At 64.9% G+C, this 26,120-nt stretch carries 25 protein-coding genes; 14 read left to right on the top strand and 11 right to left on the bottom strand.

Going from position 1 to position 26,120, the window contains the following annotated elements; genetic code table 11:
- The first annotated feature begins 44 nt into the window (after positions 1–44).
- The 4 genes from L0U81_RS02420 to L0U81_RS02405 all read left to right on the top strand — a co-directional run bounded on the left by L0U81_RS02420 (position 45) and on the right by L0U81_RS02405 (position 4,428).
- Positions 45–1,328, top strand: a complete 1,284-nt coding sequence (locus L0U81_RS02420; RefSeq protein WP_233800000.1) for a THUMP domain-containing class I SAM-dependent RNA methyltransferase — start codon at positions 45–47, stop codon at positions 1,326–1,328.
- 271 nt (positions 1,329–1,599) lie between these two features.
- Positions 1,600–3,150, top strand: coding sequence for a methyl-accepting chemotaxis protein (locus L0U81_RS02415; RefSeq protein ID WP_233799999.1), 1,551 nt, complete (start codon positions 1,600–1,602; stop codon positions 3,148–3,150).
- A 112-nt stretch (positions 3,151–3,262) separates the two neighbouring features.
- A complete protein-coding gene (locus L0U81_RS02410; protein ID WP_233799998.1) occupies positions 3,263–3,646 on the top strand; it encodes a VOC family protein in 384 nt (127 codons plus the stop codon).
- A 38-nt stretch (positions 3,647–3,684) separates the two neighbouring features.
- On the top strand, positions 3,685–4,428 hold the full coding sequence (locus tag L0U81_RS02405; RefSeq protein WP_233799997.1) for a helix-turn-helix transcriptional regulator: 744 nt from the start codon (positions 3,685–3,687) through the stop codon (positions 4,426–4,428).
- Positions 4,429–4,470: 42 nt separating this feature from the next.
- Here L0U81_RS02405 and L0U81_RS02400 read toward each other — a convergent pair whose 3' ends face one another.
- The 3 genes from L0U81_RS02400 to L0U81_RS02390 form a co-directional block, all read right to left on the bottom strand.
- Complete coding sequence (locus L0U81_RS02400; RefSeq protein WP_233799996.1) at positions 4,471–5,922, bottom strand: NAD(P)(+) transhydrogenase (Re/Si-specific) subunit beta; 1,452 nt, start codon at positions 5,920–5,922, stop codon at positions 4,471–4,473.
- Positions 5,919–6,248, bottom strand: a complete 330-nt coding sequence (locus L0U81_RS02395; RefSeq protein WP_233799995.1) for an NAD(P) transhydrogenase subunit alpha — start codon at positions 6,246–6,248, stop codon at positions 5,919–5,921. Before L0U81_RS02395 ends, L0U81_RS02400 begins: the two co-directional genes overlap by 4 nt.
- A 68-nt stretch (positions 6,249–6,316) precedes the next feature.
- Positions 6,317–7,459, bottom strand: a complete 1,143-nt coding sequence (locus L0U81_RS02390; RefSeq protein WP_233799994.1) for a Re/Si-specific NAD(P)(+) transhydrogenase subunit alpha — start codon at positions 7,457–7,459, stop codon at positions 6,317–6,319.
- 277 nt (positions 7,460–7,736) lie between these two features.
- Here L0U81_RS02390 and L0U81_RS02385 point away from each other — a divergent pair, with 277 nt between their 5' ends.
- The 8 genes from L0U81_RS02385 (at position 7,737) to L0U81_RS02350 (ending at position 17,082) form a co-directional block, all read left to right on the top strand.
- Positions 7,737–8,216, top strand: coding sequence for an NUDIX hydrolase (locus L0U81_RS02385; RefSeq protein WP_233799993.1), 480 nt, complete (start codon positions 7,737–7,739; stop codon positions 8,214–8,216).
- A gap of 86 nt (positions 8,217–8,302) precedes the next feature.
- Positions 8,303–9,553: a tRNA 2-thiouridine(34) synthase MnmA gene (gene mnmA / locus L0U81_RS02380; protein ID WP_233799992.1), complete on the top strand. Its 1,251-nt coding sequence runs from the start codon at positions 8,303–8,305 to the stop codon at positions 9,551–9,553.
- Positions 9,554–9,823: 270 nt separating this feature from the next.
- The gene (locus L0U81_RS02375; protein ID WP_233799991.1) at positions 9,824–11,434 is read left to right on the top strand and encodes an FMN-binding glutamate synthase family protein; all 1,611 of its coding nucleotides are present in this window, start codon (positions 9,824–9,826) and stop codon (positions 11,432–11,434) included.
- Between the two features lie 219 nt (positions 11,435–11,653).
- Positions 11,654–12,661, top strand: a complete 1,008-nt coding sequence (gene glyQ, locus L0U81_RS02370) for a glycine--tRNA ligase subunit alpha (RefSeq protein ID WP_233799990.1) — start codon at positions 11,654–11,656, stop codon at positions 12,659–12,661.
- A gap of 15 nt (positions 12,662–12,676) precedes the next feature.
- Positions 12,677–14,776: a glycine--tRNA ligase subunit beta gene (gene glyS / locus L0U81_RS02365; RefSeq protein ID WP_233799989.1), complete on the top strand. Its 2,100-nt coding sequence runs from the start codon at positions 12,677–12,679 to the stop codon at positions 14,774–14,776.
- 10 nt (positions 14,777–14,786) lie between these two features.
- Complete coding sequence (gene gmhB, locus L0U81_RS02360) at positions 14,787–15,341, top strand: D-glycero-beta-D-manno-heptose 1,7-bisphosphate 7-phosphatase (RefSeq protein ID WP_233799988.1); 555 nt, start codon at positions 14,787–14,789, stop codon at positions 15,339–15,341.
- A gap of 40 nt (positions 15,342–15,381) precedes the next feature.
- On the top strand, positions 15,382–16,140 hold the full coding sequence (locus L0U81_RS02355) for a lysophospholipid acyltransferase family protein (RefSeq protein WP_233799987.1): 759 nt from the start codon (positions 15,382–15,384) through the stop codon (positions 16,138–16,140).
- 48 nt (positions 16,141–16,188) lie between these two features.
- On the top strand, positions 16,189–17,082 hold the full coding sequence (locus tag L0U81_RS02350) for a M48 family metallopeptidase (RefSeq protein WP_233799986.1): 894 nt from the start codon (positions 16,189–16,191) through the stop codon (positions 17,080–17,082).
- 42 nt (positions 17,083–17,124) lie between these two features.
- On the opposite strand, the gene L0U81_RS02345 is transcribed toward L0U81_RS02350, so the two are convergent.
- The 5 genes from L0U81_RS02345 to L0U81_RS02325 form a co-directional block, all read right to left on the bottom strand.
- The gene (locus tag L0U81_RS02345; protein WP_233799985.1) at positions 17,125–17,874 is read right to left on the bottom strand and encodes an IclR family transcriptional regulator; all 750 of its coding nucleotides are present in this window, start codon (positions 17,872–17,874) and stop codon (positions 17,125–17,127) included.
- Positions 17,875–17,974: 100 nt separating this feature from the next.
- A complete protein-coding gene (locus L0U81_RS02340; RefSeq protein ID WP_326489812.1) occupies positions 17,975–18,727 on the bottom strand; it encodes an amino acid ABC transporter ATP-binding protein in 753 nt (250 codons plus the stop codon).
- Entirely contained in the window at positions 18,724–19,368 is a 645-nt protein-coding gene (locus L0U81_RS02335) for an amino acid ABC transporter permease (RefSeq protein WP_233799984.1), read from the bottom strand. The genes L0U81_RS02340 and L0U81_RS02335 overlap by 4 nt, the downstream gene beginning before the upstream one ends.
- Before the next feature lie 21 nt (positions 19,369–19,389).
- On the bottom strand, positions 19,390–20,106 hold the full coding sequence (locus L0U81_RS02330) for an amino acid ABC transporter permease (RefSeq protein ID WP_233799983.1): 717 nt from the start codon (positions 20,104–20,106) through the stop codon (positions 19,390–19,392).
- 51 nt (positions 20,107–20,157) lie between these two features.
- Positions 20,158–20,994, bottom strand: a complete 837-nt coding sequence (locus L0U81_RS02325; RefSeq protein WP_233799982.1) for an ABC transporter substrate-binding protein — start codon at positions 20,992–20,994, stop codon at positions 20,158–20,160.
- Positions 20,995–21,345: 351 nt separating this feature from the next.
- On the opposite strand from L0U81_RS02325, the gene gloA reads away from it, so the two are divergent.
- Positions 21,346–21,741, top strand: a complete 396-nt coding sequence (gloA, locus tag L0U81_RS02320; protein WP_233799981.1) for a lactoylglutathione lyase — start codon at positions 21,346–21,348, stop codon at positions 21,739–21,741.
- A 40-nt stretch (positions 21,742–21,781) separates the two neighbouring features.
- Positions 21,782–22,729, top strand: a complete 948-nt coding sequence (locus tag L0U81_RS02315; RefSeq protein ID WP_233799980.1) for a DMT family transporter — start codon at positions 21,782–21,784, stop codon at positions 22,727–22,729.
- Positions 22,730–22,738: 9 nt separating this feature from the next.
- On the opposite strand, the gene rsmA is transcribed toward L0U81_RS02315, so the two are convergent.
- From rsmA to L0U81_RS02300, 3 genes are all read right to left on the bottom strand, one after another.
- Entirely contained in the window at positions 22,739–23,581 is an 843-nt protein-coding gene (gene rsmA / locus L0U81_RS02310; RefSeq protein ID WP_233799979.1) for a 16S rRNA (adenine(1518)-N(6)/adenine(1519)-N(6))-dimethyltransferase RsmA, read from the bottom strand.
- Positions 23,582–23,681: 100 nt separating this feature from the next.
- The gene (pdxA, locus tag L0U81_RS02305; protein WP_233799978.1) at positions 23,682–24,692 is read right to left on the bottom strand and encodes a 4-hydroxythreonine-4-phosphate dehydrogenase PdxA; all 1,011 of its coding nucleotides are present in this window, start codon (positions 24,690–24,692) and stop codon (positions 23,682–23,684) included.
- 13 nt (positions 24,693–24,705) lie between these two features.
- On the bottom strand, positions 24,706–26,070 hold the full coding sequence (locus L0U81_RS02300) for a peptidylprolyl isomerase (protein ID WP_233799977.1): 1,365 nt from the start codon (positions 26,068–26,070) through the stop codon (positions 24,706–24,708).
- Between the last annotated feature and the right edge of the window lie 50 nt (positions 26,071–26,120).

Genomic DNA, 26,120 nt, shown 5'->3' with positions numbered 1-26,120 from the left:
AGCGCGTACAATAGCGCGTTATCCAACGCCTTGCGGCAACCTCAATGTCCTTCGATTTTTTCCTTCCTTGCCCGCGCGGGCTCGAAGCTCCGCTCGCGGCCGAACTCGCCGAAATTGCCGCCAAACATCTGAACGGCGCCGCCTTCACGGCCGGCGCCCAGGTGCCGGGCGGCGTGCATTTCCGCGGCGGCTGGGCCGCCGGCATGGCCGCCAATCTGCACTCGCGTCTCGCGAGCCGCGTGCTGCTGAAAATCGCGCAGCGGCCCTATCGCAGCGAGCAGGACATCTACGCGCTCGCGCTCGAACAGCGCTGGGAGCAGTGGTTCTCCGCGCACGAGACGCTGCGCGTCGACGTCACCGCGATCAAGTCGCCACTGCGCAGCCTCGAGTTCACGACGCTGCGCGTGAAGGACGCGATCTGCGATCGCCTGCGCGAAAAAAGCGGCGCGCGGCCGAGCATCGACACCGCGATGCCCGACGTGCGCGTGTTTGCGTTCCTGACTGCCACCGATTGCACGCTCTACCTCGATACCTCGGGCGATCCGCTGTTCAAGCGCGGCTGGCGTCTGGACAAGGGCGCGGCGCCGCTGCGCGAGAACCTCGCGGCGGGCATTCTGCGTCTGACCGGCTGGCAGGCCGGCACGCCGCTCTACGATCCGATGTGCGGCAGCGGCACGTTCCTCGCGGAAGCGGCGCAGGTCGCGATGAACATCGCACCGGGCGTCGAGCGCCGCTTCGGCTTCGAGATGCTCAAACAGTTCGACTCGCGAGCCTGGCAAGCGCTGAAGGGGGCCGCACTCGAAGCGAAAAACGCGGCACGCAGCTCCCGCGCCGACCTGCAGATTTTCGGCAGCGACATCTCCGGCGACATGCTTGAGAAAGCGCGCGCCAACTTCGAGCGCGCCGGCTTGCCGTCCGTTCCGCTCAAGCAGCTCGACGCACGCGACATGACGCCCCCGACATCGACGGCCGGCATACTCGTCGCAAATCCGCCGTATGGCGAGCGGATCGAAGTGCGCGGGCGCAATGCACGCGGCGAACTTCGCGAAGGCCGCGGCAATCGCGACGACGAGGGCTTTCGCCGCGTTCAGGAAGAAGCGCCGGACAGTGAATTTTTCCAGTTGCTCGGCAATGCGCTGAAGCAGCGCTTTGCCGGATGGCATGCGTTCATCCTGACGTCGGATCGCAAGCTGCCGGGCCAACTGCGCTTGCGCGAATCGACGAAGACGCCGCTCTTTAACGGCGCGCTCGAATGCCGGCTGTTCCGCTTCGATCTGATCGCGGGCAGCGTGCGGCAGCGTCCGCAGGGCGAGACGCCGGCGCCTTGAGGCTGCGTCGGCAGGGCAGCGCGCTGTCGTCGTCGTTGTCGTGATCGTTGACATGGAAACCGCGGACTTCGTGCCGCGGTTTTTTATTGCGCCACGTGACCGCCGTGCCGTCCCGCAACACCCCGCCTCCCCCTCCCCGCTGTTTCCCTCTCTTCGAACGCGCCCGCATTTGATCCCGCCCTTCATATTTGCAAACGTTTGCCGTAAACCCTAATGACCCCGCGTACTGTCCCGGCGCGCCGCTTTCCCGTTCCGTTGTTCCGAGGCATCCATGTTTTCGAACCTCACGATTCGTACGCGCCTGGCCCTTGCTATGGGTTTCCTCGGCTTGCTGATGGCGATCGGCGCCGCGCTCGGCGTCACCGGTATTGCGATGAGCAATGCCGACCAGAAGGGGCTGTACACCGACGATCTTGCATCGGCGAGCGCACTCGGCAAGTTCGACTTCTACTACGCGCGCGGCCGGCTCGCGCTCGACCGTATCGCGGCCCAGCCTGACCGTGCGGACATCGCGAGCCTCGAACAACATGCGCGCGAGCAGTTCGCGATCGGCGACAAAGCCTGGGCGGCTTACCGCGCGCTGCCCGCCGATGCGCAGGAGCGTCAACTCGCCGATGCGCTCGAGGCCAAACGGGCCGAGGCGCTGAACGGCCCGGTCGCGCAGGTGTTCGCCGCGATCGAACGACGCGACGCCACGCAGCTCGCCGATCTGATCTCGAACAAAATGACGGACCCGTTCAATGAGATCACGGACCGTTCCGCGAAGCTCGAAAAGATCCAGCAAGACAACGCGCGGCAGCGCTACGAAGCGGCGCAGGACCGCTTCCACACGATTCTCGCGATTGCCGGGGCCGGTCTTCTGCTGGGATTGTCGATGGCCGCGTTCGCATGGCATGCGCTGCGCAAGTCGATCGCCGGTCCGCTCGAAGAAGCCACCGGGCACTTCCGCGCGATTGCCAATGGCGATCTGAGCCGACGTATCGACGTACGTTCGCGCGACGAGATGGGGCGCATGATGGAAGACCTGCGCGTGATGCAGTCGCGCCTCGGGCAAGCGCTGCAGTCGGTACGCGACGGCACGCAGTCCATTTCCACGGCGACCGCGCAGATTTCGGCGGGCAACACCGATCTGTCGCAACGCACCGAACAGCAGGCCGCGTCGCTCGAGGAGACCGCGTCGAGCATGGCCGAGCTGACCTCGACCGTGCGCCAGAACGCCGACAACGCGCGTCAGGCGAGCGAACTCGCGCGGGCCGCGGTCGGCGTCACCAGCGAAGGTAGCGACGTCGTCTCGAAGGTGGTGCTGACGATGGGCGAGATCGACGCGAGCTCGAAGCAGATCGCGGAGATCATCGGCGTGATCGAGGGCATCGCGTTCCAGACCAATATCCTCGCGTTGAACGCCGCCGTCGAAGCGGCGCGCGCCGGCGAACAGGGCCGCGGCTTCGCGGTGGTCGCGGGAGAAGTGCGCACGCTGGCGCAGCGCAGCGCGTCAGCGGCGAAGGAAATCAAGACGCTGATCAGCGAGTCGGTCGAGCGCGTCGGCAACGGCACCGAACTGGTCGGCCGGGCCGGCAAGACCATGACGCAGATCAACGAAGCGGTGCGCCGCGTGACCGACATCATGGCCGAGATCGCGGCCGCATCGGAAGAACAGAGCGACGGCATCGAGCAGGTCAACCGCACCGTCTCGCAGATGGACGAAGTCACGCAGCGCAACGCGGCGCTCGTCGAGCAGGCCTCGGCCGCGGCGGCGTCGCTCGAAGAGCAGGCGGCGTGCATGGGCGAGGTGGTGGGGGTGTTTCAGTTGCCGGCGCAGTGACGCTGTCGCCTTTCCCACCCTACTGCCACCACGCTGTCAGCAGCACCCCCGCACACTCCTTCTCACGCCATCCGGCGCTTGAACGGCCTACTGCCAACCAAAGGAGAATGTCATGTCCGCATTGCCCAAACTCGTTGCCTGGTTCGAGATTCCGTCCATCGATTTCGATCGCGCGGTGCGCTTTTACGAGGCCACGCTCGACGTCACGCTGACTCGCCAGGAGTTCGGCGGCCAGCCGATCGCCGTGTTCGGCTACGAGGAGCCCGCCACCGGCGGCGCGATCGTCCATAGTCCGTCGATGACACCGGCCGAAGACGGCGTCATCGTCTACCTGAACGCGCAGCCCACCGTCGACGCCGCGCTTGCACGCATCGAACGGGCGGGCGGCAAGACCGACGGCCCGGTGATCAAGCTGCCGCAGGACATCGGCTATATCGCGTTCTTCACCGATACCGAAGGCAACCGCCTCGGTCTGCATTCGCGCACCAACGGCTAAGCGCGCCTGACGCCGCCGCGCCCCAACCGAAGGCCGCCATGCGGCGCTATCATCGCGGGACGATCCCCCTCCTCCTTGACCCGACGCCCACGATGACGCGCCGCGCCGACCGCCTGTTCCAGATCGCCGAGCTGCTGCGCGGCCGGCGTCTGACCACCGCGCAGCAACTGGCAGACTGGCTGAACGTCTCGCCGCGCACGGTCTATCGGGACGTGCGCGATCTGCAATTGTCAGGGGTGCCAATCGAAGGCGAAGCGGGCATCGGCTATCGGCTGTCGCGCTCGGCGAGTCTGCCGCCGCTCACCTTCACCGCGGACGAACTCGCCGCGCTCGCGGCCGGCGCGCGCATGCTCGAATCGTGGGGCGGCGCGGGCTTCGCGAGCGGCGCGCGCGGCGCACTGGCGAAGATCGCATCGGCGATGCCCGCCGACAAGCGCGCGGCGCTCGAACGGCTCGCGATCTTCGCGCCGTCGTTTCACATCAAGGGGGATTTTTCGACGCAGCTCGACACGCTGCATCGCGCGATCGATACGCGCCAGGTGGTGCGCTTTGCCTACACCGACGCCAACGGCGCCGACACCGAACGCCGCGTCTGGCCGCTCGCGCTCGCGTATTGGGGCGCGCGCTGGACGCTCGGCGCCTGGTGCGAACTGCGTCATGATTTCCGCAATTTCGGACTGGAGAAGATGCGCGATCTCGAAGTGCTCGAGACGTATCCGGATCAGGAAGGCAGGCGGCTCGCGGATCTGCTGCGGCATCTGAACGCGAAGCCGAACAGATAAAAGGGATCGCGGCGGCTCGCCGCGATCTTCACGGCTGACGACCTACTCGACCGACTTCACCATGTCCTCGATCACCTTCTTCGCGTCGCCGAACACCATCATCGTCTTGTCCATGTAGAACAGATCGTTGTCGAGACCTGCGTAGCCCGCCGCCATCGAGCGCTTGTTGACGATCACGGTCCTCGCCTTGTACGCCTCGATGATCGGCATGCCCGCGATCGGCGACTTCGGATCGTTCTTCGCCGCCGGATTCACGACGTCGTTCGCGCCAAGCACGAGCACGACGTCGATCTGGCCGAACTCGCCATTGATGTCGTCCATTTCGAACACCATGTCGTACGGCACTTCGGCTTCGGCGAGCAGCACGTTCATGTGACCCGGCATGCGGCCGGCCACCGGGTGAATCGCATACTTCACCTCGATGCCCTTCTCGACCAGCTTGTCGGTCAGCTCCTTCAGCGCATGCTGCGCGCGCGCGACGGCCAGCCCGTAGCCCGGCACGATCACGACGGTTTCCGCGTTGCCGAGCATGAACGACGCGTCATCGGCCGAACCGGATTTCACCGGACGCTGCTCCGACGTGCCGCCCGCGGCCGCGCCCGGCTCGTTGCCGAAGCCGCCGAGGATCACGTTGAAGAACGAGCGGTTCATGGCCTTGCACATGATGTACGACAGAATCGCACCCGACGACCCCACCAGCGACCCCGCGATGATCAGCATCGCGTTGTTCAACGAGAAGCCGATGCCCGCCGCCGCCCAGCCCGAGTACGAGTTCAGCATCGACACGACCACCGGCATGTCGGCACCGCCGATCGGGATGATGATCAGCACGCCGAGCACGAACGCGATGATCGTCATGATGATGAACGGCAGCCACGACTGCGTGAGGAAGAAGAGGATCCCGAAGCCGAGCATCGCGAGCGCGAGCATAAGGTTGAGCAGATGCTGACCACCGTAGACGACCGGCGCGCCCTGAAACAGGCGGAACTTGTACTTGCCCGACAGCTTGCCGAACGCGATCACCGAACCCGAGAACGTGATCGCGCCGACGAACGTGCCGATGAACAGCTCGATGCGATTGCCGTACGGCAGGAAGCCCTCGATCGGCACGTCGGGATCGACGAGGCCGAACGCGGCCGGCTCCGACACGACCGCGTACGCGATGCACACGGCCGCGAGACCGATCAGCGAGTGCATCGCCGCGACGAGCTCAGGCATTTTGGTCATCTCGACGCGCGCGGCGACGAACGCACCGACTGCGCCGCCGATCACGAGCCCGAACAGCAGCAAGCCGAGCCCGAGGCCAAGATTGGAGCCGAGTGCCTCGGCCTGCTTCGAGATCAGCACGATGGTCGTCAGAATCGCGATCGCCATGCCGACCATGCCGAAGGTATTGCCGACGCGCGCGGTCTTCGGATTCGACAGCCCCTTGAGCGCCTGAATGAAGCAGACCGACGCGACCAGATACAGCAGCGTGACGACGTTCAGGCTCATTGCGCGCCCTCCTTAACGGCTGCCGGGAGTTTCTTCGGTTCCTTCTTCCTGAACATCTCCAGCATGCGCCGCGTGACGAGAAAGCCGCCGAACACGTTGACGGCCGCGAGCGCGACCGCGATCGTGCCGAAGAACTTGCCCGCGCCGCCGACCGTGAGACCCGTCGCGAGCATCGCGCCGACGATCACGATCGCCGAGATCGCATTGGTCACCGCCATCAGCGGTGTATGCAGCGCGGGCGTGACGTTCCAGACCACGTGATAGCCGACGTAGATCGCCAGCACGAAGATGATCAGATTGATCACCGTGTGATTGATGACTTCCATCTTCCGGCCTCCTGTCGATCAAAGTTGGCGCTTTAGCGCCTTACTCTGGTCCCATGCACGTTAGTGCGTTATGTGTTGCGCGTGACCTGGCCGTCGCGAGCCAGCAGCGTGGCCGCGACGATGTCGTCCGCGAGATCGATGTTCAGCGTGCCTTCCTTCGTGACGATCAGCTTCAGGAAGTCGAGCAGGTTGCGCGCGTACAGCGACGAGGCGTCGGCGGGCACCATCGCGGCGAGGTTCGTATAGCCGACGATCTGCACGCCGTAGCGCACCACCACCTGGTCCGTCTCGGTCAGCGGGCAGTTGCCGCCGCGCTTACCGTCGATCTCCGGGCCGCGGCCGGCCGCGAGGTCGACCAGCACCGAGCCCGGCTTCATCGCCCGCACGGTGTCGACCGGAAGCAGCGTCGGCGCGGGGCGGCCCGGAATCAGCGCGGTGGAGATCACCACATCGGCCTGCCTGGCGCGCTCGTGCACGAGCGCCGACTGGCGCGCGAGCCACGACGGCGGCATCGGCCTGGCATAGCCGCCGACGCCCTGCGCGGCCTCGCGCTCTTCGTCGGTTTCGTAGGGCACGTCGAGAAATTTCGCGCCGAGCGATTCGATCTGCTCCTTGACGGCCGGGCGCACGTCGGACGCTTCGATCACCGCGCCGAGGCGCTTCGCGGTCGCGATCGCCTGCAGGCCAGCCACGCCCGCGCCGAGAATCAGCACGCGCGCGGCCTTCACGGTGCCGGCCGCGGTCATCAGCATCGGCATGAAGCGCGGATAGAGCGTCGCCGCGAGCAGCACCGCCTTGTAGCCGGCGATATTCGCCTGCGACGACAGTACGTCGAGGCTTTGCGCGCGCGTCGTGCGCGGTGCGGCTTCGAGCGCGAACGCGGTGACGCCGGCCGCGGCGAGCTTGCCCGCATTGTCGGCGTTGAACGGGTCGAGCATGCCGACCAGCGTCGCGCCGCGCTTCAGGAGCGGCAGTTCGGAATCGGTAGGGAACTGGACTTTGAGGACGAGATCGGCGCCGAACGCGGTGGCGGCATCGACGATTTCCGCGCCCACGGCCGTATAGGCATCATCGGGAAAGCTCGCGCCGGCGCCGGCGCCGCTCTGGACGGTGACCCGATGGCCTTGCGCCACGTACTTCTTGACCGTTTCGGGTGTCGCGGCAACGCGGGTTTCATGCGCGCGCGTCTCGACTGGCACTCCGATGTGCATCGTTGATCCTCCTCGACTTCCTGTTTGACGACAGATCTGCCGACGAGGCACGCCGGCACGCAAATGCAAATGCAACGGCTAACGCAGGCCCCACTTTAACCGAAACGGCCGCCTCGCCAAAATCGGGGGCGATGCGAATGCGCGGCAGACCTCCAAACCCCTTTCGGGCGGCTGGCAGCCGCTCAGAACCGGCTGCCAGCCGCCACCGGCCGTGGCCCGAGCCGGCGCCGACCCGCCGCCCGGCAGCCGGCGCGCATAACCGGTAAAATGCGCACCCATGAAACCGGAAACCTGGCTGCCGCACGTCACCGTCGCGGCAATCGTCGAGCGTGACGGGCGCTTCCTGCTGGTCGAGGAACACACCGCCACCGGCCTGCGCCTGAACCAGCCCGCCGGGCACCTGGAGGCGGGCGAAACGCTGCTGGAAGCGGTGGTCCGCGAAACACTCGAGGAAACCTCCCATCCGTTCGCGCCCGAGGCGCTCGTCGGCATGTACATGACCCACTTCGAGCGGCCGGCCCGCGAGGGCACCACGTACCTGCGCTTCACCTATTGCGGCGCGGGCGGCGAACCTGACCCGGCGCGCGCGCTCGATCCCGACATCGTCCGCACGCTGTGGATGAGCGCCGACGAACTTCGCGCGTGTCCCGAGCGGCATCGCACGCCGCTCGTGATGCAGTGCATCGACGATTACCTGGCCGGCCGGCGTTTCCCGCTCGACTTCGTGCATACGCATTCGGTCGGGCCCAGGCGATAGACCAACCTCGCGAGAACCATCACGGTAAGGCCGTCACGAGCGGCCCACACGATCCATGCAGTCATGCAGCACCCAGTGAGTACCTTATGAGCAAGCGCAAAGTCGTAGTAGGCATGTCGGGCGGCGTCGATTCGTCGGTCACCGCGTGGCTGCTGAAGGAACAGGGCTACGACGTGGTCGGCCTGTTCATGAAGAACTGGGAAGACGACGACGACAGCGAATACTGCTCGACGCGGCAGGACTGGATCGACGTGGTGTCGGTCGCGGACCTGATCGGCATCGACGTCGAGGCGGTCAACTTCGCGGCCGAGTACAAGGACCGCGTGTTCGCCGAGTTCCTGCGTGAATATTCGGCCGGCCGCACGCCGAACCCGGACGTGCTTTGCAACGCCGAAATCAAGTTCAAGGCCTTTCTCGATCACGCGATGTCGCTCGGCGCGGAAACCATCGCGACCGGCCACTATGCGCGCGTGCGCGAGAACGACGGCCGCTTCGAGCTGCTGAAGGCGCTCGATCATACGAAAGATCAGTCGTACTTCCTGCATCGGCTGAACCAGGCGCAGTTGTCGAAGACGCTGTTCCCGCTCGGCGAGATTCCCAAGACGAAGGTCCGCGAGATTGCCGCGCAGATCGGCTTGCCGAACGCGAAGAAGAAGGATTCGACCGGCATCTGCTTCATCGGCGAGCGGCCGTTCCGCGACTTCCTGAACCGCTACCTGCCGACCAAACCCGGCCCGATGAAGACCACCGACGGCAAGACCGTCGGCGAGCACATCGGCCTCGCGTTCTACACGTTCGGCCAGCGCAAGGGCATCGGCCTCGGCGGCAGCAAGGACGGCAGCGGCGAACCGTGGTTCGCCGCGGGCAAGGATATTCCGACGAATACGCTGTACGTCGCGCAGGGACACGACCATCCGTGGCTGCTGTGCCATACGCTGTCGGCGGGCAATACGAGCTGGGTCGCGGGCGAACCGCCGGCCGACGGCTTCGCGTGCGGCGCGAAGACGCGCTACCGGCAAGCGGACGCGCCGTGCACGTTCAATGCGGCGGCTGCGGGCGCGGGCGAAGGCCTGTTCGAGCTGACCTTCGACGCCGCGCAATGGGCGGTCACGCCGGGCCAATCGGCGGTGCTGTACGACGGCGACGTGTGCCTCGGGGGCGGCATCATCGAGCGCGCGATGACCGGGCAGCCGGCCGAGCTGCCCCAGGATCAGGCGCCGAAACAGACGCGATCCCAGCGGCGCAAGCAGGCGCACAAACCCCGGCAGCCGCAAGGCCAAGCGAAGGATGCGCCGCAAACCTCACGGCAAAAAGCGGCGCTGCTCGGCGCGTGCTGAACGATGCATAGCGGCGAGCGCGACGGGTCGTACAACTGCGACGCGCGCGCCGTACGCGCCGATCACCTCGTTTCCCCCGCTCGACGCAGTCACACACGCTTCACCTTTGCGTGCGACGCTTGGCTTTCATTCGCATGCCTTATCTTCCGGCTTCCCCGGTCCGCGCCATGCCGTGACCTGCAGACGCCAGTTTTCCTTCGCGACGGATTCCGCCCGCGCCTTTCGCGCAGACGATCCCGCCGCAGTGATCTTCACTGTACTGGAGTCCCCATGTTCTCTCGACGTTATCTGGCCATGTGGTGCGCAACTGCGCTGCTCGCGTTCTGCGCCGCGCTCGCGGCGAACCACCACCTGTCGTGGTTCTGGATCGTCGTGCCGGCCGCGCTCATCGCGCTCGGCGTGTTCGACCTGACGCAACAGCGCCACGCGATCCTGCGCAATTACCCGCTGTGGGGCCACTTGCGCTTCATTTTCGAATTCATCCGCCCGGAGATCCGTCAGTATTTCGTCGAAGACGATACCGACGAAAAGCCGTTCTCGCGCGCGCAACGCAGCATCGTCTACCAGCGCGCGAAGAACGACGTCGACAGCCGCCCGTACGGTACCGAACTCGACGTGAAGGCGGTCGCGCACGAGTGGATCAGCCATTCGCTCGCGCCGACCACGCTCGACGGTCACGACTTTCGCATCGTCGTCGGCCCCGATCGCGCGCAGCCGTATTCGATGTCGATCTTCAACGTGTCGGCGATGAGCTTCGGCTCGCTGTCGGCCAACGCGATCATGGCGCTGAACCTCGGCGCGAAGAAAGGCAACTTCGCGCACGACACCGGCGAAGGCTCGATGTCGAAGTATCACCGTGAACATGGCGGCGACATCATCTGGGAAATCGCGTCGGGTTATTTCGGATGCCGTAACGACGACGGCACCTTCAACGCCGAAAAATTCGCGAAACAGGCCGCCGAGCCGCAAGTGAAGATGATCGAGGTGAAGCTGTCGCAAGGCGCGAAGCCGGGTCACGGCGGCGTGCTGCCGGCCGCGAAGATCACGCCCGAAATCGCCGAAACGCGCGGCGTGCCAATGGGCCGTGATTGCATCTCCCCCGCGACCCACTCCGAGTTCTCGACGCCGCGCGAGCTGCTCGAATTCGTCGAACGGCTGCGCACGCTCTCGGGCGGCAAGCCGACCGGCTTCAAGCTGTGCATCGGGCATCCGTGGGAATTCTTCGGCATCGCCAAGGCGATGCTGGAAACGGGGATCCTGCCGGACTTCATCGTTGTCGACGGCGCCGAAGGCGGCACCGGCGCGGCGCCGCTCGAGTTCACCGATCACGTCGGCGTGCCGTTGCAGGAGGGACTGCTGCTCGCGCACAACACGCTGGTCGGCATTGGTCTGCGGCAGCGCATCCGCATCGGCGCGAGCGGCAAGATGATCACTGCATTCGATATCGCGAAGACGCTCGCGATCGGCGCGGACTGGGTCAACGCGGCGCGCGGCTTCATGTTCGCGGTCGGCTGCATCCAGGCGCAGACCTGCCACACCGGCCGCTGCCCGACCGGCGTTGCGACCCAGGACCCGGTGCGCCAGCGCGCGCTCGTCGTGCCGGACAAGGCCGATCGCGTGTTCAACTTCCACCGCAACACGCTGCACGCGTTGCAGGAGATCATCCAGGCGGCCGGGCTCAGGCATCCGGCGCAGTTGCGCGCGCATCACATCGTGCGGCGCGTGTCGTCGCATGAGGTGCGGCTGATGTCGGATCTGCTCAAGTATCTCGAACCGAACGATCTGCTCAACGGCAACTATCGCTATACGCTGTTCAAGAAGTACTGGCCGGTCGCGCAAAGCGATTCGTTTGCGCCGAAGACGGAGCTGGCGGCGACCTGAGAGGCAACGTGTGGGCTGGCGTTGCGGCGGCCTTGACGGGCCCTTCACGGCCCGTCTCATCCCATCTGTCGCCCAGAAACCGCATCCGCGCCCGTCCGACCCCGCAAATCGGGCCGCCCCCCTTCCTTTCCGTTAAAATCTCGGGTTTAGCACTTCGCTCCACGGCCCCGTCGCGCGCTTAGGCACACGCGGCATGGCCCCATGCCCGAAAGGCACTTCATGCTCACGTTTCAGCAAATCATCCTGACCTTGCAGTCCTACTGGGACAAGCAGGGCTGCGCGTTGCTCCAGCCGATCGACATGGAAGTCGGCGCGGGCACGTCCCACGTCCATACGTTCCTGCGCGCGATCGGCCCCGAGCCGTGGCGCGCCGCCTACGTGCAACCGTCGCGCCGCCCGAAGGACGGCCGTTACGGCGAGAACCCGAACCGCCTGCAGCACTACTACCAGTACCAGGTGGTGCTCAAGCCCGCGCCGGAAAACATTCTCGATCTGTACCTCGGCTCGCTCGAAGCGCTCGGCTTCGACCTGAAGCAGAACGACGTGCGCTTCGTCGAGGACGACTGGGAAAACCCGACGCTCGGCGCGTGGGGTCTGGGCTGGGAAGTGTGGCTGAACGGCATGGAAGTGACGCAGTTCACGTACTTCCAGCAGGTCGGCGGTCTCGACTGCAAGCCGGTGCTCGGCGAAATCACCTACGGTCTCGAGCGCCTCGCGATGTATCTGCAGAAGGTCGAGAACGTCTACGACCTCGTCTGGACCGAGTGGGAAGAGCAAGGCCCGAACGGCCCCGAACTGCGCCGCCTGACCTACGGCGATGTGTACCACCAGAACGAGGTCGAGCAGTCCACCTACAACTTCGAGCACGCGAACGTCGATCTGCTGTTCACGTTCTTCAACAGCTACGAAGCCGAAGCGAAGCGCATGATCGACTCGCAGATCGCGCTGCCCGCCTATGAGCTCGTGCTGAAGGCCGGCCACACGTTCAACCTGCTCGACGCGCGCGGTGCGATCTCGGTCACGGAACGAGCGGCGTACATCGGCCGGATTCGCGCGCTGTCGCGTCTGGTCGCGCAGGCCTACTACGACTCGCGCGAAAAGCTCGGCTTCCCGATGCTCGGCAACCCGGTGCACGGCGTGCCCGGCCTCACCACCGACGAGCAGGAAGCCGCGATGCCCGCGTGGGCGCCGCCGCTGAAAGTCGAACGCAAGATCGACCAGGACTGACGAGAACTTCAACCAATGACTCAATCTCAACACGCTACCCTGCTCGTCGAGCTGCTGACCGAAGAACTGCCGCCGAAGGCACTCGCGCGCCTCGGCGACGCCTTCGCCGAAGGCATTGCGCAGCGCCTCGCGGCGCGCGACCTGATCGAAGGCGAGCCGTCGTTCGAACGCTATGCCACGCCGCGTCGCCTCGCGGTGACGATTCACAACGTGCGCGCGGTCGCGCCGGAAAAACACGTGCGCGAAAAAGTGCTGCCCGTTTCCGTCGCACTCGATAAGGACGGCCAGCCCACCGCGCCGCTCGCGAAGAAGCTCGCCGCGCTCGGCTTCCCCGACTTCACGGTGAACGACCTCGAACGCGCGCCGGACGGCAAGGCCGAGGCGTTCTTCCTGCGCTACGCCGCGCCGGGCGCGACGCTCACCGACGGCCTGCAGGGCGTGCTCGACGAAACGCTCGCGAAGCTGCCGATTCCGAAGGTGATGACGTATCAACGCCCGGACGGTTCGAGCGTGCAGTTCGTGCGCCCGGTGCATCGTCTGACCGCGCTGCACGGTGAGGAAATCGTGCCCGTCACCGCGCTCGGCATCGACGCCGACGACACCACGCTCGGCCACCGCTTCCTGTCCGAAGGCTTCGTGCAGATCCAGCATGCGCAGACGTATGCCGAAACGCTCGAACACCGGGGCCGCGTGATCGCGAGCTTCGCGAAGCGCAAGGAAGCGATCCGCTCGCAACTGCTCGCGCAGGCCGGTGACGACCAGGTCGTGATGCCCGAAGCGCTACTCGACGAAGTGACGTCGCTGGTCGAATGGCCGGTCGTCTACGAGTGCCGCTTCGAGGACGAATTCCTGCAAGTGCCGCAGGAATGCCTGATCCTCACGATGCAAACGAACCAGAAGTACTTCGCGCTGACCGATGCGAACGGCAAGCTGCGCTCGCGCTTCCTGATCGTATCGAACATCGAGACGGCGACGCCGGTCGAGATCGTCGAAGGCAACGAGCGCGTGGTGCGTCCGCGTCTCGCCGACGCGAAGTTCTTCTTCACGCAGGACAAGAAGAAGCCGCTCGCGGAGCGCGTGCCGCTGCTCGCGAACGTCGTCTATCACAACAAGCTCGGCTCGGCGCTGCAACGCGTCGAGCGGCTCGAAGGGCTGGCCGGCGCGATCGCCGGACTGATCGGCGCCGACGTCGCGCTCGCGAAGCGCGCCGCGCGTCTCGCGAAGGCCGACCTGATCACCGACATGGTCGGCGAATTCCCCGAGCTGCAAGGCACGATGGGCACGTACTACGCGCGCCACGACGGCGAGCCGGAAGAAGTCGCGCTCGCGTGCTCGGAGCACTATCAGCCGCGCTTCTCGGGCGACGCATTGCCCACCACCGCGACCGGCACGGTCGTCGCGCTCGCGGACAAGCTCGAAACGCTGGTCGGCATCTGGGGCATCGGCCTGCAACCCACCGGCGAGAAAGACCCGTTCGCGCTGCGCCGTCATGCGCTCGGCGTGCTGCGCATTCTGGTCGAGAAGCAACTGAACGTCGACTTCGTCGAGCTACTGCGTGCGGCCTATGCGCAATTCGCCGGCGTGGCGAACGTCGCCGACTCGACCGACGCGATCTACGAATTCAGCATGGACCGCCTGCGCGGCCTGTTGCGCGAACGCGGCCACGCGGCCAGTGAAATCGACGCAGTGCTCGCGCTGAACCCGACGCGGCTCGACGACATCGTCGCGCGCCTCGACGCGGTACGCGAATTTGCGTCGCTCGCCGAAGCAGCATCGCTCGCGGCGGCCAACAAGCGCATCTCGAACATCCTGAAGAAGTCGGAAGGCGTGACGAACGGCGGCGTGCAGCCCGCGTTGCTCACCGAGGCAGCGGAGAAGGCACTGAACGCGCAGCTCGAACAGGTGACGCCGCGCGTGCAGTCGCAACTGGCCGCGCGCGACTACACCGGCGCGCTCACGGCACTCGCCGCGCTGCGCGAACCGGTCGACACGTTCTTCAACGACGTAATGGTCAACGCCGAAGACCCGGCGTTGCGCGCGAACCGTCTGGCTCTGCTCGGCGCGCTGCATCAGCAGATGAACTGCGTCGCCGACATTTCCCGACTCGCCGCCTGAGCACCGCGCCATGCCGATCAAGAAAGTGGTGATCCTCGACCGCGACGGCGTGATCAACGTCGACTCCGACGCGTTCATCAAGTCGCCGGACGAATGGGTCGCGCTGCCTGGCGCACTGGAAGCGATCGCGCGCCTGAACCAGGCGGGCTATCGCGTTGCGATCGCGACGAACCAGTCGGGCATCGGCCGCGGTCTGTTCGACATGGACGCGTTGAACGCGATGCATCTGAAGATGCATCGGATGGCGGCGTCCGTCGGCGCGCGCATCGACGCGGTGTTCTTCTGCCCGCACACGGCGGAAGATCACTGCGAGTGCCGCAAGCCGAAGCCCGGCATGCTGAAGATGATCGCCGAGCGATTCGAGATCGATCCGGCGCATACGCCGACGGTCGGCGATTCGCTGCGCGATCTGCAGGCGGGTGCGGCGCTCGGTCATCCGACCCACCTCGTGCTGACGGGCAAGGGTCGCAAGACCCTCGCGGCCGGTGGCCTGCCCGAAGGCACGCTCGTGCACGACGACCTGCGCGCGTTCGCGCTCGACTTCCTTGCCCGCGTCCACGAGTGACCCGCGCACCGCGCGTTTCCAACCCTCACCGACCACGCCGATGCGCTTTATCCGCTCCCTGCTGCTGCTGATTTATTTCGTTGTCGCCACCGTGCCGTACGCGACCGCATGCTTTATTGCGTTTCCGTTTTTGCGCGCGGAAAACCGCTACTGGATGGCGGCCGGCTGGTGCCGTCTCACACTGTGGACGGTGCGCTTCCTGAACGGCATCCGCTACCGCATCGAAGGCTTCGAGAACCTGCCCACCGGTCCGGCCGTGCTGCTGTCGAAGCATCAGTCGGCGTGGGAAACGATCGCGTTTCCAGCGCTCATGCCGCGCCCGCTGTGCTACGTGTTCAAGCGCGAACTGCTGTACGTGCCGTTCTTCGGCTGGGCCCTCGGCATGCTGAAGATGGTTCACATCAACCGCAAGGAAGGCAAATACGCGTTCGAATCGGTCACGAACCAGGGCAAGCTGCGCATGGCCGAAGGCGCGTGGGTCATCATGTTTCCGGAAGGCACGCGCACGCCGACCGGCAAGCAGGGCAAGTACAAGACCGGCGGCGCGCGCTTCGCGATCGCGACCGGCGCGCCCGTGGTGCCGATCGCACACAACGCGGGCCGCGTGTGGCCGCGTAACTCGTTTACGAAATATCCGGGTATAGTCACGGTGTCGATTGGCAAGCCGATCGACACGACGGGGCTCACGCCCGAAGAAGTGAACACGCGCGTCGAACAGTGGATCGAAGCCGAAATGCGCCGCATCGATCCGACTGCCTATAGCGCAGCGGCAGGTGGTTCCGCCGCCGCTCCCATCTGACGCGCCACGCCTTCGAAGCCGGAAGGCGTATTGCGCGAAGCGAAGCCGATGCAGAAGTCTCCCACGCCGCAGCCCGCCGCGGCGCTTGAAAACCGGCAGCTCGATCTCCCGCTCTTCGCCGAGCCGGGGTCCACGTCGTCGTCTCCTTCACCTTCCGCGCCTCGTTCATCGGACTCAGCGCCGGTCATGCCGCCCGCCGTGCCGCTCGCGCCGGACGGCAGCAAGCTGCGCAGTCTCACCATCGGTTCACGCACGCTGTACTACGCGCTCAAGCGTTCCTCACGCCGCTCGATCGGCTTTGCGATCGACAGCACCGGCCTCACGATCACCGCACCGCGCTGGGTCACGCTCACCGATATCGAAACCGCGATCACCGAAAAACAGCGCTGGATTTTCACGAAATTGATCGAATGGCAAACGCGCGTCGAGCAGCGTGCGTTGCCGAAGATCGACTGGAAAGACGGCGCCGAAGTGCCCTACCTCGGTCAACCGGTGCGCGTGACGCTCGGCGCACCGCGAGGCATGCTCGCGTACAGCGCCGAGCACGCAGCGCTGCAATTGCCGCTGCCGTTGCAAGCCGATCCGCAGCAGATCAAGGATCGGGTGCAGGGCTGGCTGCAGGGCGAAGCGAAGCGGGTGTTCGGCGAGCGTCTTGCGATTTACGCACAGAAGCTCGGGGTCAACTATCGCGCGTATGCGCTATCTTCCGCGGCGACGCGTTGGGGCAGTTGTTCGAGCGACGGCAAGATCCGCCTGAACTGGCGGCTGATTCACTTTCCGCTGTCGATCATCGACTACGTCGTCGCGCACGAGCTGTCGCATCTGCGCGAGATGAATCACAGTCCTCGCTTCTGGCAGACGGTCGAATCGATTTTTCCGGAATTCCGCGAGGCGCGGCAGACGCTGAAGTCGCATCCGCCGGAGTTGTTGCCGACGCTTTGAAGCCGGGCGGCAAACCGCTCGCCGCGCATCGAACGCAAGATGCTATCTCTGCGAGAGCGCCTTCGCGGACTGCAATAGATCGTCGAGCATCGCGCCGCGTCTGTCCGGGCTCGTGTCGCGGCCGGTCATGAAACACAGCGCTGCAATCGGCAGGCCCGCGCGATCGCGAATCGGCGCCGCCATACAAAGCCTGAACGCATTCGAGAGTCCTTCGGTGCAGCAATAGCCCTGCTCTTTGGCGGCCTGCACGTCCTTCAGGAATTCGGCGAATCCGATACTCACCCCGTTGTCGAGGACGAAATCCTCCGCCGGAATGAGCGCGCGAATCTCGTCGGCGCTAAGGTGGCCTAGCAGCAGACGGCCCGTGGCGGTCCACGGAATCGGCACTCTCACGCCGATGTCCGAACTGATGTTGAATGGCCGGGCGCTTTGCTCGGACAACACGACCGTGTACTTGTTGCCTTCCAGCATGCACAGCTGCGTGGTCTCATCGTACTTCCTCACCAATGCCAGAATGGATTGATGCGCGCGGCTGATCAGATCGTTGTGGGTTGCATAGTCGGACCCGTAGTAGTGCATCTCGCGCCCGAAGAACACGCTCCCATCCCCCGCCGTCTCGAGCCAGCCCACCTCCGCGAGAATCGCCACCAACTCGTAAATGCTCGACCGCGGCGCGCCGGTTGCCTCGATTAACTCGCGCATCGTCAGCGGGCGTTGGGCGATATGCAATTGCCGGAAGATCTCGATGACGCGGTCCACGCCTCTCGCCCGTGACGATTCTGTAACAGCCATGCAATCACTCCGTAAAGCGTTCATCCGACCGGTTGTGTTTCAAGCGACGTGAGTGTATCGCGCGGCACACCCGCGAAAGCGACTTTCAGGCCGCGCGACGTCAATGGTCGAGAACGCGATGCAGGAACTGCCGGGTGCGTTCGTTCGCGGGATTGACGAAGATCTGTTCCGGATCGCCCTGCTCGGCGATGACACCCTTGTCCATGAACACGACGCGGTCGGCAGTCTTGCGGGCAAAGCCCATTTCATGCGTGACGACGACCATCGTCATGCCGTCTCGGGCGAGTCCGCGCATCACCTCGGTGACCTCGCCGACCAGCTCCGGGTCAAGCGCGGACGTCGCCTCGTCGAAGAACATGATGCCGGGCTCGACCGCGAGCGCTCGCGCAATCGCCACACGCTGCTGCTGACCGCCCGACAGCTGGCTCGGATAATGTTCCGCGCGGTCCGCGAGCCCGACGCGGTCGAGCACGTCCATCGCACGCTTGCGCGCATCGGCCGGACTCATGCGGCGCGCCTTGATGAGCGCGAGCGTGACATTGCCGAGCGCCGTCTTGTGAGGAAACAGATTGAACTGCTGGAAGACCATGCCGACATGGCCACGAATCTCAGGTGCCCGGCGCGGATCATGCAACGGCACGTCGTTAACCCAGACCTCGCCGGAATCGGTCGTCTCCAGTCCCGCCATGATTCGCAGGACGGTGCTCTTGCCCGAGCCGGACGCGCCAATCAGCACCAGCACTTCACCCGGGCGGACCTCGAGATTGATTTCGTTCAACACGCGGGTCGAACCGAATGCTTTGCTGACGCCCGTCAGTGAAATGATGGGCCTGGGTTGGCTTTGGTTGCTCACGACAATCTCCTGCGGTCATGGTGGCGTACCCATTGCGAGAGCGGGAAGCACACGGCGAAGTAAATGAGCGCGACGAGTCCGTAGATTTCCACGGGCTTTCCGATTCGGTCGACAATGGCCTGGCCACCGTGCATCAACTCGGACATGCCGATCATGCTGACGATCGACGTGTCCTTGATGAGCGACAGATACTGCCCGACGAGAGGCGGCAGCACGATCTTTCCGGTCTGCGGCAGCACCACGAACGAGAACGCCTGAGCCCGCGTGAGGCCAAGGATTTGCGATACCTCCCATTGGCCCTTGGGTACCGATTCGATCCCTGAGCGGAAAATTTCGGCGATGTAGGCGCCCTGGTACACGCTCAAGCCAATGACGCCAGCTGCGAACACATCGATCGCATAACCGAAGTACGACACGCCGAAATAGATGAACATCAGCGTGATCAGCACGGGCGTGCCGCGAAACAGCTCCGTGTAGAGCCTGGCGATGCGGGGCGTGCCCCACGGTCCGAACGAGCGCAACACCGCGGCGAAAAGGCCGATCAGCGTGCTGCCCACGATGGCCGCAACGGACAGCACCAGCGTCGTCACCAGCCCCTGCAGCAGGATCGAGAGACTGGTTTTCAGTAATTCGACTGACATGATCCAACTCCAATCCGGGAATCAGGCCCGCTTCGTCCGGCGCATGAATCCTCGCCCGAAACCGTTGCGCGCCGGCATGACGAGGGGAGGATGAAAGATTCGCGCTCCGAGCTGGTCCGCGAGCCAGGACAGTACGTTGCTGAGCACGAGATAAGCGACGAGCGTCACGCTGAACGTTTGAAGGTAGAGAAGCGTGCGCGAATTGATCACGGTCGCCGTGCCGGTCAACTCCGGCAACGCGATCGCGGACAGCAACGACGTGCCGAGCAGCAACTGGATCAGGTAGTTGACGATGGCCGGATAGACCGCGCGCGTGGCCTGCGGCAGCACGACCTCCGCGAAGATCTGCGCGCGCTCGAGTCCGAGAATGCCGGCGGCCTCGATTTGACCGCGCGGCACCGACTGGATGCCTGCGCGGAACACTTCCGATAGGTAAGCACCAACGTTCAGGCCGAGCGCAATGACGCCCGCCCAGTATGCGTCGAGCGAAATACCCGCCGATGGCAGACCGAAGAAAACGATGAAAATCTGCAGGAGTACAGGCGTATTGCGGATGATTTCAACGTAGCCACGGGCGATCCACCGAATCAGCGCGAGCGGAGAAGCACCGGCGACCGCGGTCAGCAGACCAAGCAGTACCGCCAATACGAAAGCCAGAACGGTCACCTGCAACGTCAACCAGCTCGCACTCAAAAACTCAGGCACGTAGCCCCACAAAGTCAGCCACTCGTAACTCATCACGTACTCCCGACCGTTCGGGTTTCATCGGACATCGACATCTCCCGCTCCTTAAAACTGCGGGTTGAGCGGGTAGCGCGGATCGGTGCCGAACCACTTGTTGTAGAGCTGCGCGTTGAGCTTCGACGCGTTGATGTTGAAGAGGAACAGATTCAGGTAACTGAGCCATTCCTGATCGCCGGCCTTGACGCCGAACGCGTTGTATTCGAGCGGGACTAGCGCTTCGTTCGTGACCGCGAGCTCAGGATCGAGCTTGGCCTGATACGCGAGGAAGTTGTTGTCCTCGATCATCGCGTCGGCCTGTCCCTGCTTGACGGCGAGAATCGCGGCCTGCGAGCTGTCGTATTCCTGGATCTTGACCGGGATATTCAGCGAGCGAACTTCGTCGCCATTGGTCGAGCCCTTGACCGTCGCAATCGTGCGACCGCCCATGTCCTTGATCGACTGAATGCCGCTTTTTTTTCTGACCAGCAGGGCTTCGCTGGCAACCACGTAGGGGGTCGTGAATTCGATCACTTTCGCGCGCTCCAGATTACGCGTGAAGTTGCAGAACACGACGTCCACCTTGCTGGTCTGCAGATTCGGAATCCGGTTCGCGCTCGTCGTATTCACGACCTCGAGCTTCACGCCCATCTGCTTCGCGAGTTCCTTCGCGAGGTCCACGTCATAACCGTCCGGTTGGCCATCCTTGTTGTAGAACCCGAAGGGCGCGAACGTCAGACAGTCGCCGACCCGCAGCGTGCCTCGCTGCAACACGGCCTGAAGCGTCGACGGGGATGCCGCAGCACCCTGCTCCGGCGTGGCAACCTTGGTGCAGCCAGTGATTGCGAGCAATCCGGCAACAGCGAACAGAAAGGCGGCTTTGGCGCCTCGTTGGGCAAGTTTCATGGACAGGGTCCTAAACGGAGAGGAGTATTCCGGAGCGGACAAATCGGCTTCAGCACCTTTCGGCATGCTCGACATTCGCCGGGTCACGCATCGATTGTCCGATATATCAGACTACTATCTGGCAAACCGGATTGATGTTGAGTTTTGGACACTAATATCAGACGGGCAACTGGACACAACACCTATTGCTGTCTCGTTTTTGTTCGAATAGGTCGAGTTGAATGTTTCGACAACGCGCATCGGGTTTGCTGGGCGCCGGCTGGTCCGTGCGGCTTCGCTCAAGGTTTGAGGCGATCATTTACAATCGCCGCATGTCAATGCACTTATCGACAAACCACCAAAGGATTAATCATGCGCATCTTGCATACCATGCTTCGAGTCGGTGATCTGGACGCATCGATCCGTTTCTACACTGAAGTTCTCGGCATGCGCCTGCTTCGGAAGAGCGACTACCCGGACGGCAAGTTCACCCTCGCATTCGTCGGTTACGAGGACGAATCCAAAGGCGCGGCGATCGAACTGACTTACAACTGGGACACGAGCAAGTACGACCTCGGAACCGGGTACGGCCACATCGCCCTCGAGGTCGACGACGCCTATGCGGCGTGCGAAGAAGTCAAGAAACGCGGGGGTGTCGTTACTCGCGAGGCCGGACCCATGAAACACGGCACGACCGTCATCGCCTTCGTCGCCGATCCGGACGGGTACAAGATCGAGCTGATACAGAAGAAGGGCCGAGTCGACTAATGGGTCCTGGGCTCGGCGCCAGAACGATGAAAATAAAGCCATGAGCACGACCACCGCCCTGCCGGCGCGCCGCGCCCCGGATAGCTTCGCCATCCTGTTGATGATCGGCCTGTGCGCAATCTGGGGGCTTCAACAGGTCGCGATCAAGACCACCAATGCGGCGGTTCCACCGGTGTTTCAGGCGGGGCTGCGCTCGACGATCGCGGCGTTGCTCGTATGGGCGTGGGCGCGCTCGCGAGGCACGCCGCTCTTTCGCGACGACGGCACGCTCGGCGCGGGGCTGCTCGCGGGTGTGCTGTTCGCGGCCGAGTTCGTGTGCATCTTTCTCGGCCTGACGCTGACGACCGCGTCGCGCATGGCAGTGTTTCTGTACACGGCGCCGTGCTTCACGGCGCTTGGCCTGCACTGGTTCGTCGATGGCGAGCGCATGCGGCGCATCCAGTGGTTCGGCATCGCCGTCGCGTTCGCGGGGATGGCGCTCGCGTTCGCCGACGGCTTCCTGCACGCGGGCTCCAGTCCCGGTGCAAGCGCAACCCACGGCTCGACGCTCGCGGGCGCGGCCGGTGATGCACTCGGCGTGCTCGCCGGCATCACGTGGGCCGCGACCACGGTCGTCGTGCGCGGATCACGGCTCGCGCAGACGAGCGCAAGCAAGACGCTGCTCTATCAGTTGACGGTATCGGCGGTAGTGCTGCTCGCGCTGGCGCTCGGGCTCGGCCAGGTACGCGTGGAAAGCGTGACGCCGCTCGCGCTCGCGAGCCTCGCGTATCAGGCCGTGATCGTCGCGTTCGTCAGCTATCTGCTGTGGTTCTGGTTGTTGACGCGTTATACCGCGTCGCGGCTGTCGGTGTTTTCGTTTCTGACGCCGCTGTTCGGCGTGACCTTCGGCGTGCTGTTGCTCGGTGAGTCGTTCAGTGCTCGCTTTCTGATCGCCGCGCTGCTGGTGCTGACCGGCATCGCACTCGTCAACGCACCGGCGAAGCGGTAAGCGTCGGGACTATTCCGGCGCAGCCGCCGAGCGCGCCGCCACCGCCTGCGCAACGCTCACGTATTCGGCGACCGGCACGTCTTCCGCACGGCGTTGCAGATCGAAGCCGAGCGCGTCGAAATCGACCGTATCGCGCAGTGCGGCAAGCGTGTTGCGCAGCATCTTGCGACGCTGCGAGAACGCCGCCGTCACCACCTCGCCCAGCACGTTTTCATCGACCACCGGCAGTTCGTGCAGCTCGTACGGAATCATCCGCACGATCGCCGAATCGACCTTCGGCGGCGGCTGGAAGGCCTCGGGCGGCACGTCGAGCTGTTTGTCGATCACATAGCGGTATTGCAGCATCACCGACAGGCGACCGAACGCCTTCGTGCCCGGCTCCGCGACCATCCGCTCGACCACCTCGTTCTGCAGCATGAAGTGCTGATCGATCACGCGGTCCGCGAACGCCGCCAGATGAAACAGCAGCGGGCTCGAGATGTTGTACGGCAGATTGCCGACGATGCGCAGCGACGCCTTCTCGCCAGGCGCCGCGAGCGAGCCGAAGTCGAATTCGAGCGCGTCGCCCGCGTGCAGTTCGAGCAGGTCGCCGAACTTCTTCTTCAGACGGCCGATCAGATCGCGGTCCAGTTCGACGGCGTGCAGCGGCGCCTCGGCTGTGGCGAGCCGCTCGATCAGCGGCTCGGTCAGCGCGCCGAGGCCCGGCCCGATTTCGACCATGCGCTCGCCGCGCTGCGGCCGGATCACGTCGACGATCGAATCGATCACGCCCATGTCGACCAGAAAGTTCTGACCGAAACGCTTGCGCGCGAGATGGCCCTGGTGCCGGCCTTGCTGTCTGCTGGTGGACATCGAAGAAACGCTAGAAAGAAAACTGCTTGAGAATGAAATACGTCACGGTGGAAATACGGCGCCGCGCGCCGCAACCGCTCACGTAACCTGGACCTCGGCCTCAGCCCGCGCGACGCTGCTGCGCCATCGACACCGCCGTGTCGATCGCGGCGATCAGGCTGCCCGCGTCGGCGCGGCCGGTGCCGGCCAGATCGAGCGCGGTGCCGTGGTCGACCGACGTGCGGATGATCGGCAGGCCGAGCGTCACGTTGATACCTTCGCCGAACGTCGCATACTTCAGCACCGGCAGGCCCTGATCATGAAACATCGCGAGTACGCAGTCGGCTTCTTCGAGGTAACGCGGCTGGAACAGCGTGTCGGCCGGATAGGGACCGCGCGCGTCGATGCCCTCGCCGTCCGCCTGCTGCAACGCAGGCGTGATCACGTCGATTTCCTCGCGGCCCAGATAGCCGTTTTCGCCCGCGTGCGGATTGAGCCCTGTCACGAGGATGCGCGGCGCGGGCAAGCCGAAGTGGTGGCGCAGGTCGTGATCGATGATACGCAGCGTCTCGACGAGGCTTTCGATCGTCAAGGCCGCCGACACGTCCTTCAACGGCAGATGCGTGGTCGCGAGCGCGACGCGCAACGGCCGCTTGCCGGTGCCCGCGAGCATCATCACGACGCGCGGCGTATGGGTGCGCTCGGCCAGATACTCGGTGTGGCCGGTGAACGGCACCCCGGCATCGTTGATCGTGCTTTTTTGCAGCGGTGCGGTGACGATCGCGTCATACGTGCCGGCCACCGCGCCGTCGATGGCCGCATCGAGCAGATCGAGTACATAGCGGCCGTTCGCGGCGTCGAGCTTGCCCGCCTGCGACGGCGCGCCGAGCGCACGATGCTCGACCCGCACGCGCGGGCCCTGCGCGATGAGCGCGGCCCAGTCGACGCCGACCGCGCGCGCCCGCTCAGCGAGCAGCGCAGCATCGCCGAGCACGGTGAACTGCGCGGTGGGCCAGTGTGCCGCCGCGCCGGCCAGCGCCTGCGCGCTCAGCTCGGGACCGACGCCGGCGGGCTCGCCGGTCGTGATCGCGATCTGCAGCGGGCGGTGGACGGACTCGGCAGCGCTTGTCATGACATTAGCTCTGTTACTGCACGCTCGCCGCGGTCGGCTTCACTTCGACGAACGCGGTGTCGCGCAGCTCGCGCAGCCAGTCGGCGTAGGCCTGCTCCGCCTTGCGCTGCCCGATGGCCTGGCGCGCGAGATCCATCTGCTGTGTAATCGAGCCTTCCGCATCGCGGCGGCCGAGCACCTGGATCAGGTGGTAGCCGTATTCGCTGCGCACCGGATTGCTGATCTGGTTGTCCTGCAGCGAGTTCATCGCGCGCTCGAATTCGGGCACGGTCTCGCCCGGGCTGATCCAGCCGAGGTCACCGCCTTGCGACGCGGAGCCGTCCTGCGAGTAGGTACGCGCGAACTTCGCGAAGTCGCCGCCCGCGGCGATCTGGTCACGAATGTCGAGCAGCTTCTGGCGTGCCTGCGGTTCGGACAGACCGTCGCCGACGCGCAGCAGAATGTGGCGCACGTGCGTCTGCACGAGCTTCGGCGCGTCCGAGCTGTTGCCCTGGCCGGCGCGGCGCTCGACGAGACGCACGATTTCGAAGCCGTCGTTGGTGCGGATCAGTTCCGGATTGACCTCACCCGGACGCAGCGCCGCCGCGGCTTTCGCGAACTCTGGCGGCAGCTTCGACGGTGCGAGGAAGCCGAGATCGCCGCCGTTTTTCGACGCGTCCGGCGCCTGCGAATTGTTTTTCGCCAGCTTTTCGAAATCCGCGCCGCCCTTCGCTTCGGCGAGCAGCCCCTCTGCTTTCTTCTGTGCCGCCTCGATGTCGGTCTGCGACGCGTTCAGCGGCGCCTTCACGAGAATGTGCTGCATGTGCAGGTCGTTCGTCTGGCCGGCGCCCGGGCCGCGCTGGCTGGCGATGTAGTTCGCGACCTCGGCGTCCGTCACCGTGATCTTGCTGTCCACTTCCTTCTCGCGCAGACGCGACAGCGTCAACTCCGTGCGCGCGTCGTTCATGAAGGTGGTCCAGGGCACGCCTTGCGCCTCGATGCGCGCGCGGTACATTTCGAGCGACATGTTGTTCGCCTGCGCGAGACGCTCGAGCGTGCGCTGCACGGCTGCGTCGTCGATGGTAATGCCGTCTTCCTTGGCCTTCTGCAACTGGATGCGCTCGAGCACCATCTGCGTGAGCACCTGCTGGCGCAGCTGGTCCATCGGCGGCACCGGGGCGTTCTGCTGGTTCAGCCGGTGCGCGATCAGGCCGGCCCGCTCGTCGAGTTCGCGCTGCGTGATGACACCGTTGTTGACCACCGCGGCGATGGTGTCGACCGTCTGGCCGCTATTGCCGCCCAACGCCTGCGCCTGCACCGACGCAACCGGAAGGAAAGACGCCGCAGCGACGAGACTCGCCGCGAGCGTTGCCAAGCGAAGCTGTTTCATGATTGCCACAAATACTCCAGTGATGTCGGGCGCTTCGCCCGTCTTTTCGCAAGCGATGA

Origin of the sequence: Paraburkholderia sp. HP33-1 (assembly GCF_021390595.1) — a bacterium.
In the GTDB taxonomy this organism is placed as follows: Bacteria; Pseudomonadota; Gammaproteobacteria; order Burkholderiales; family Burkholderiaceae; genus Paraburkholderia.
Note: the sequence above shows the minus strand (reverse complement) of the source record. Positions and strands in the feature narration are given on the sequence as shown.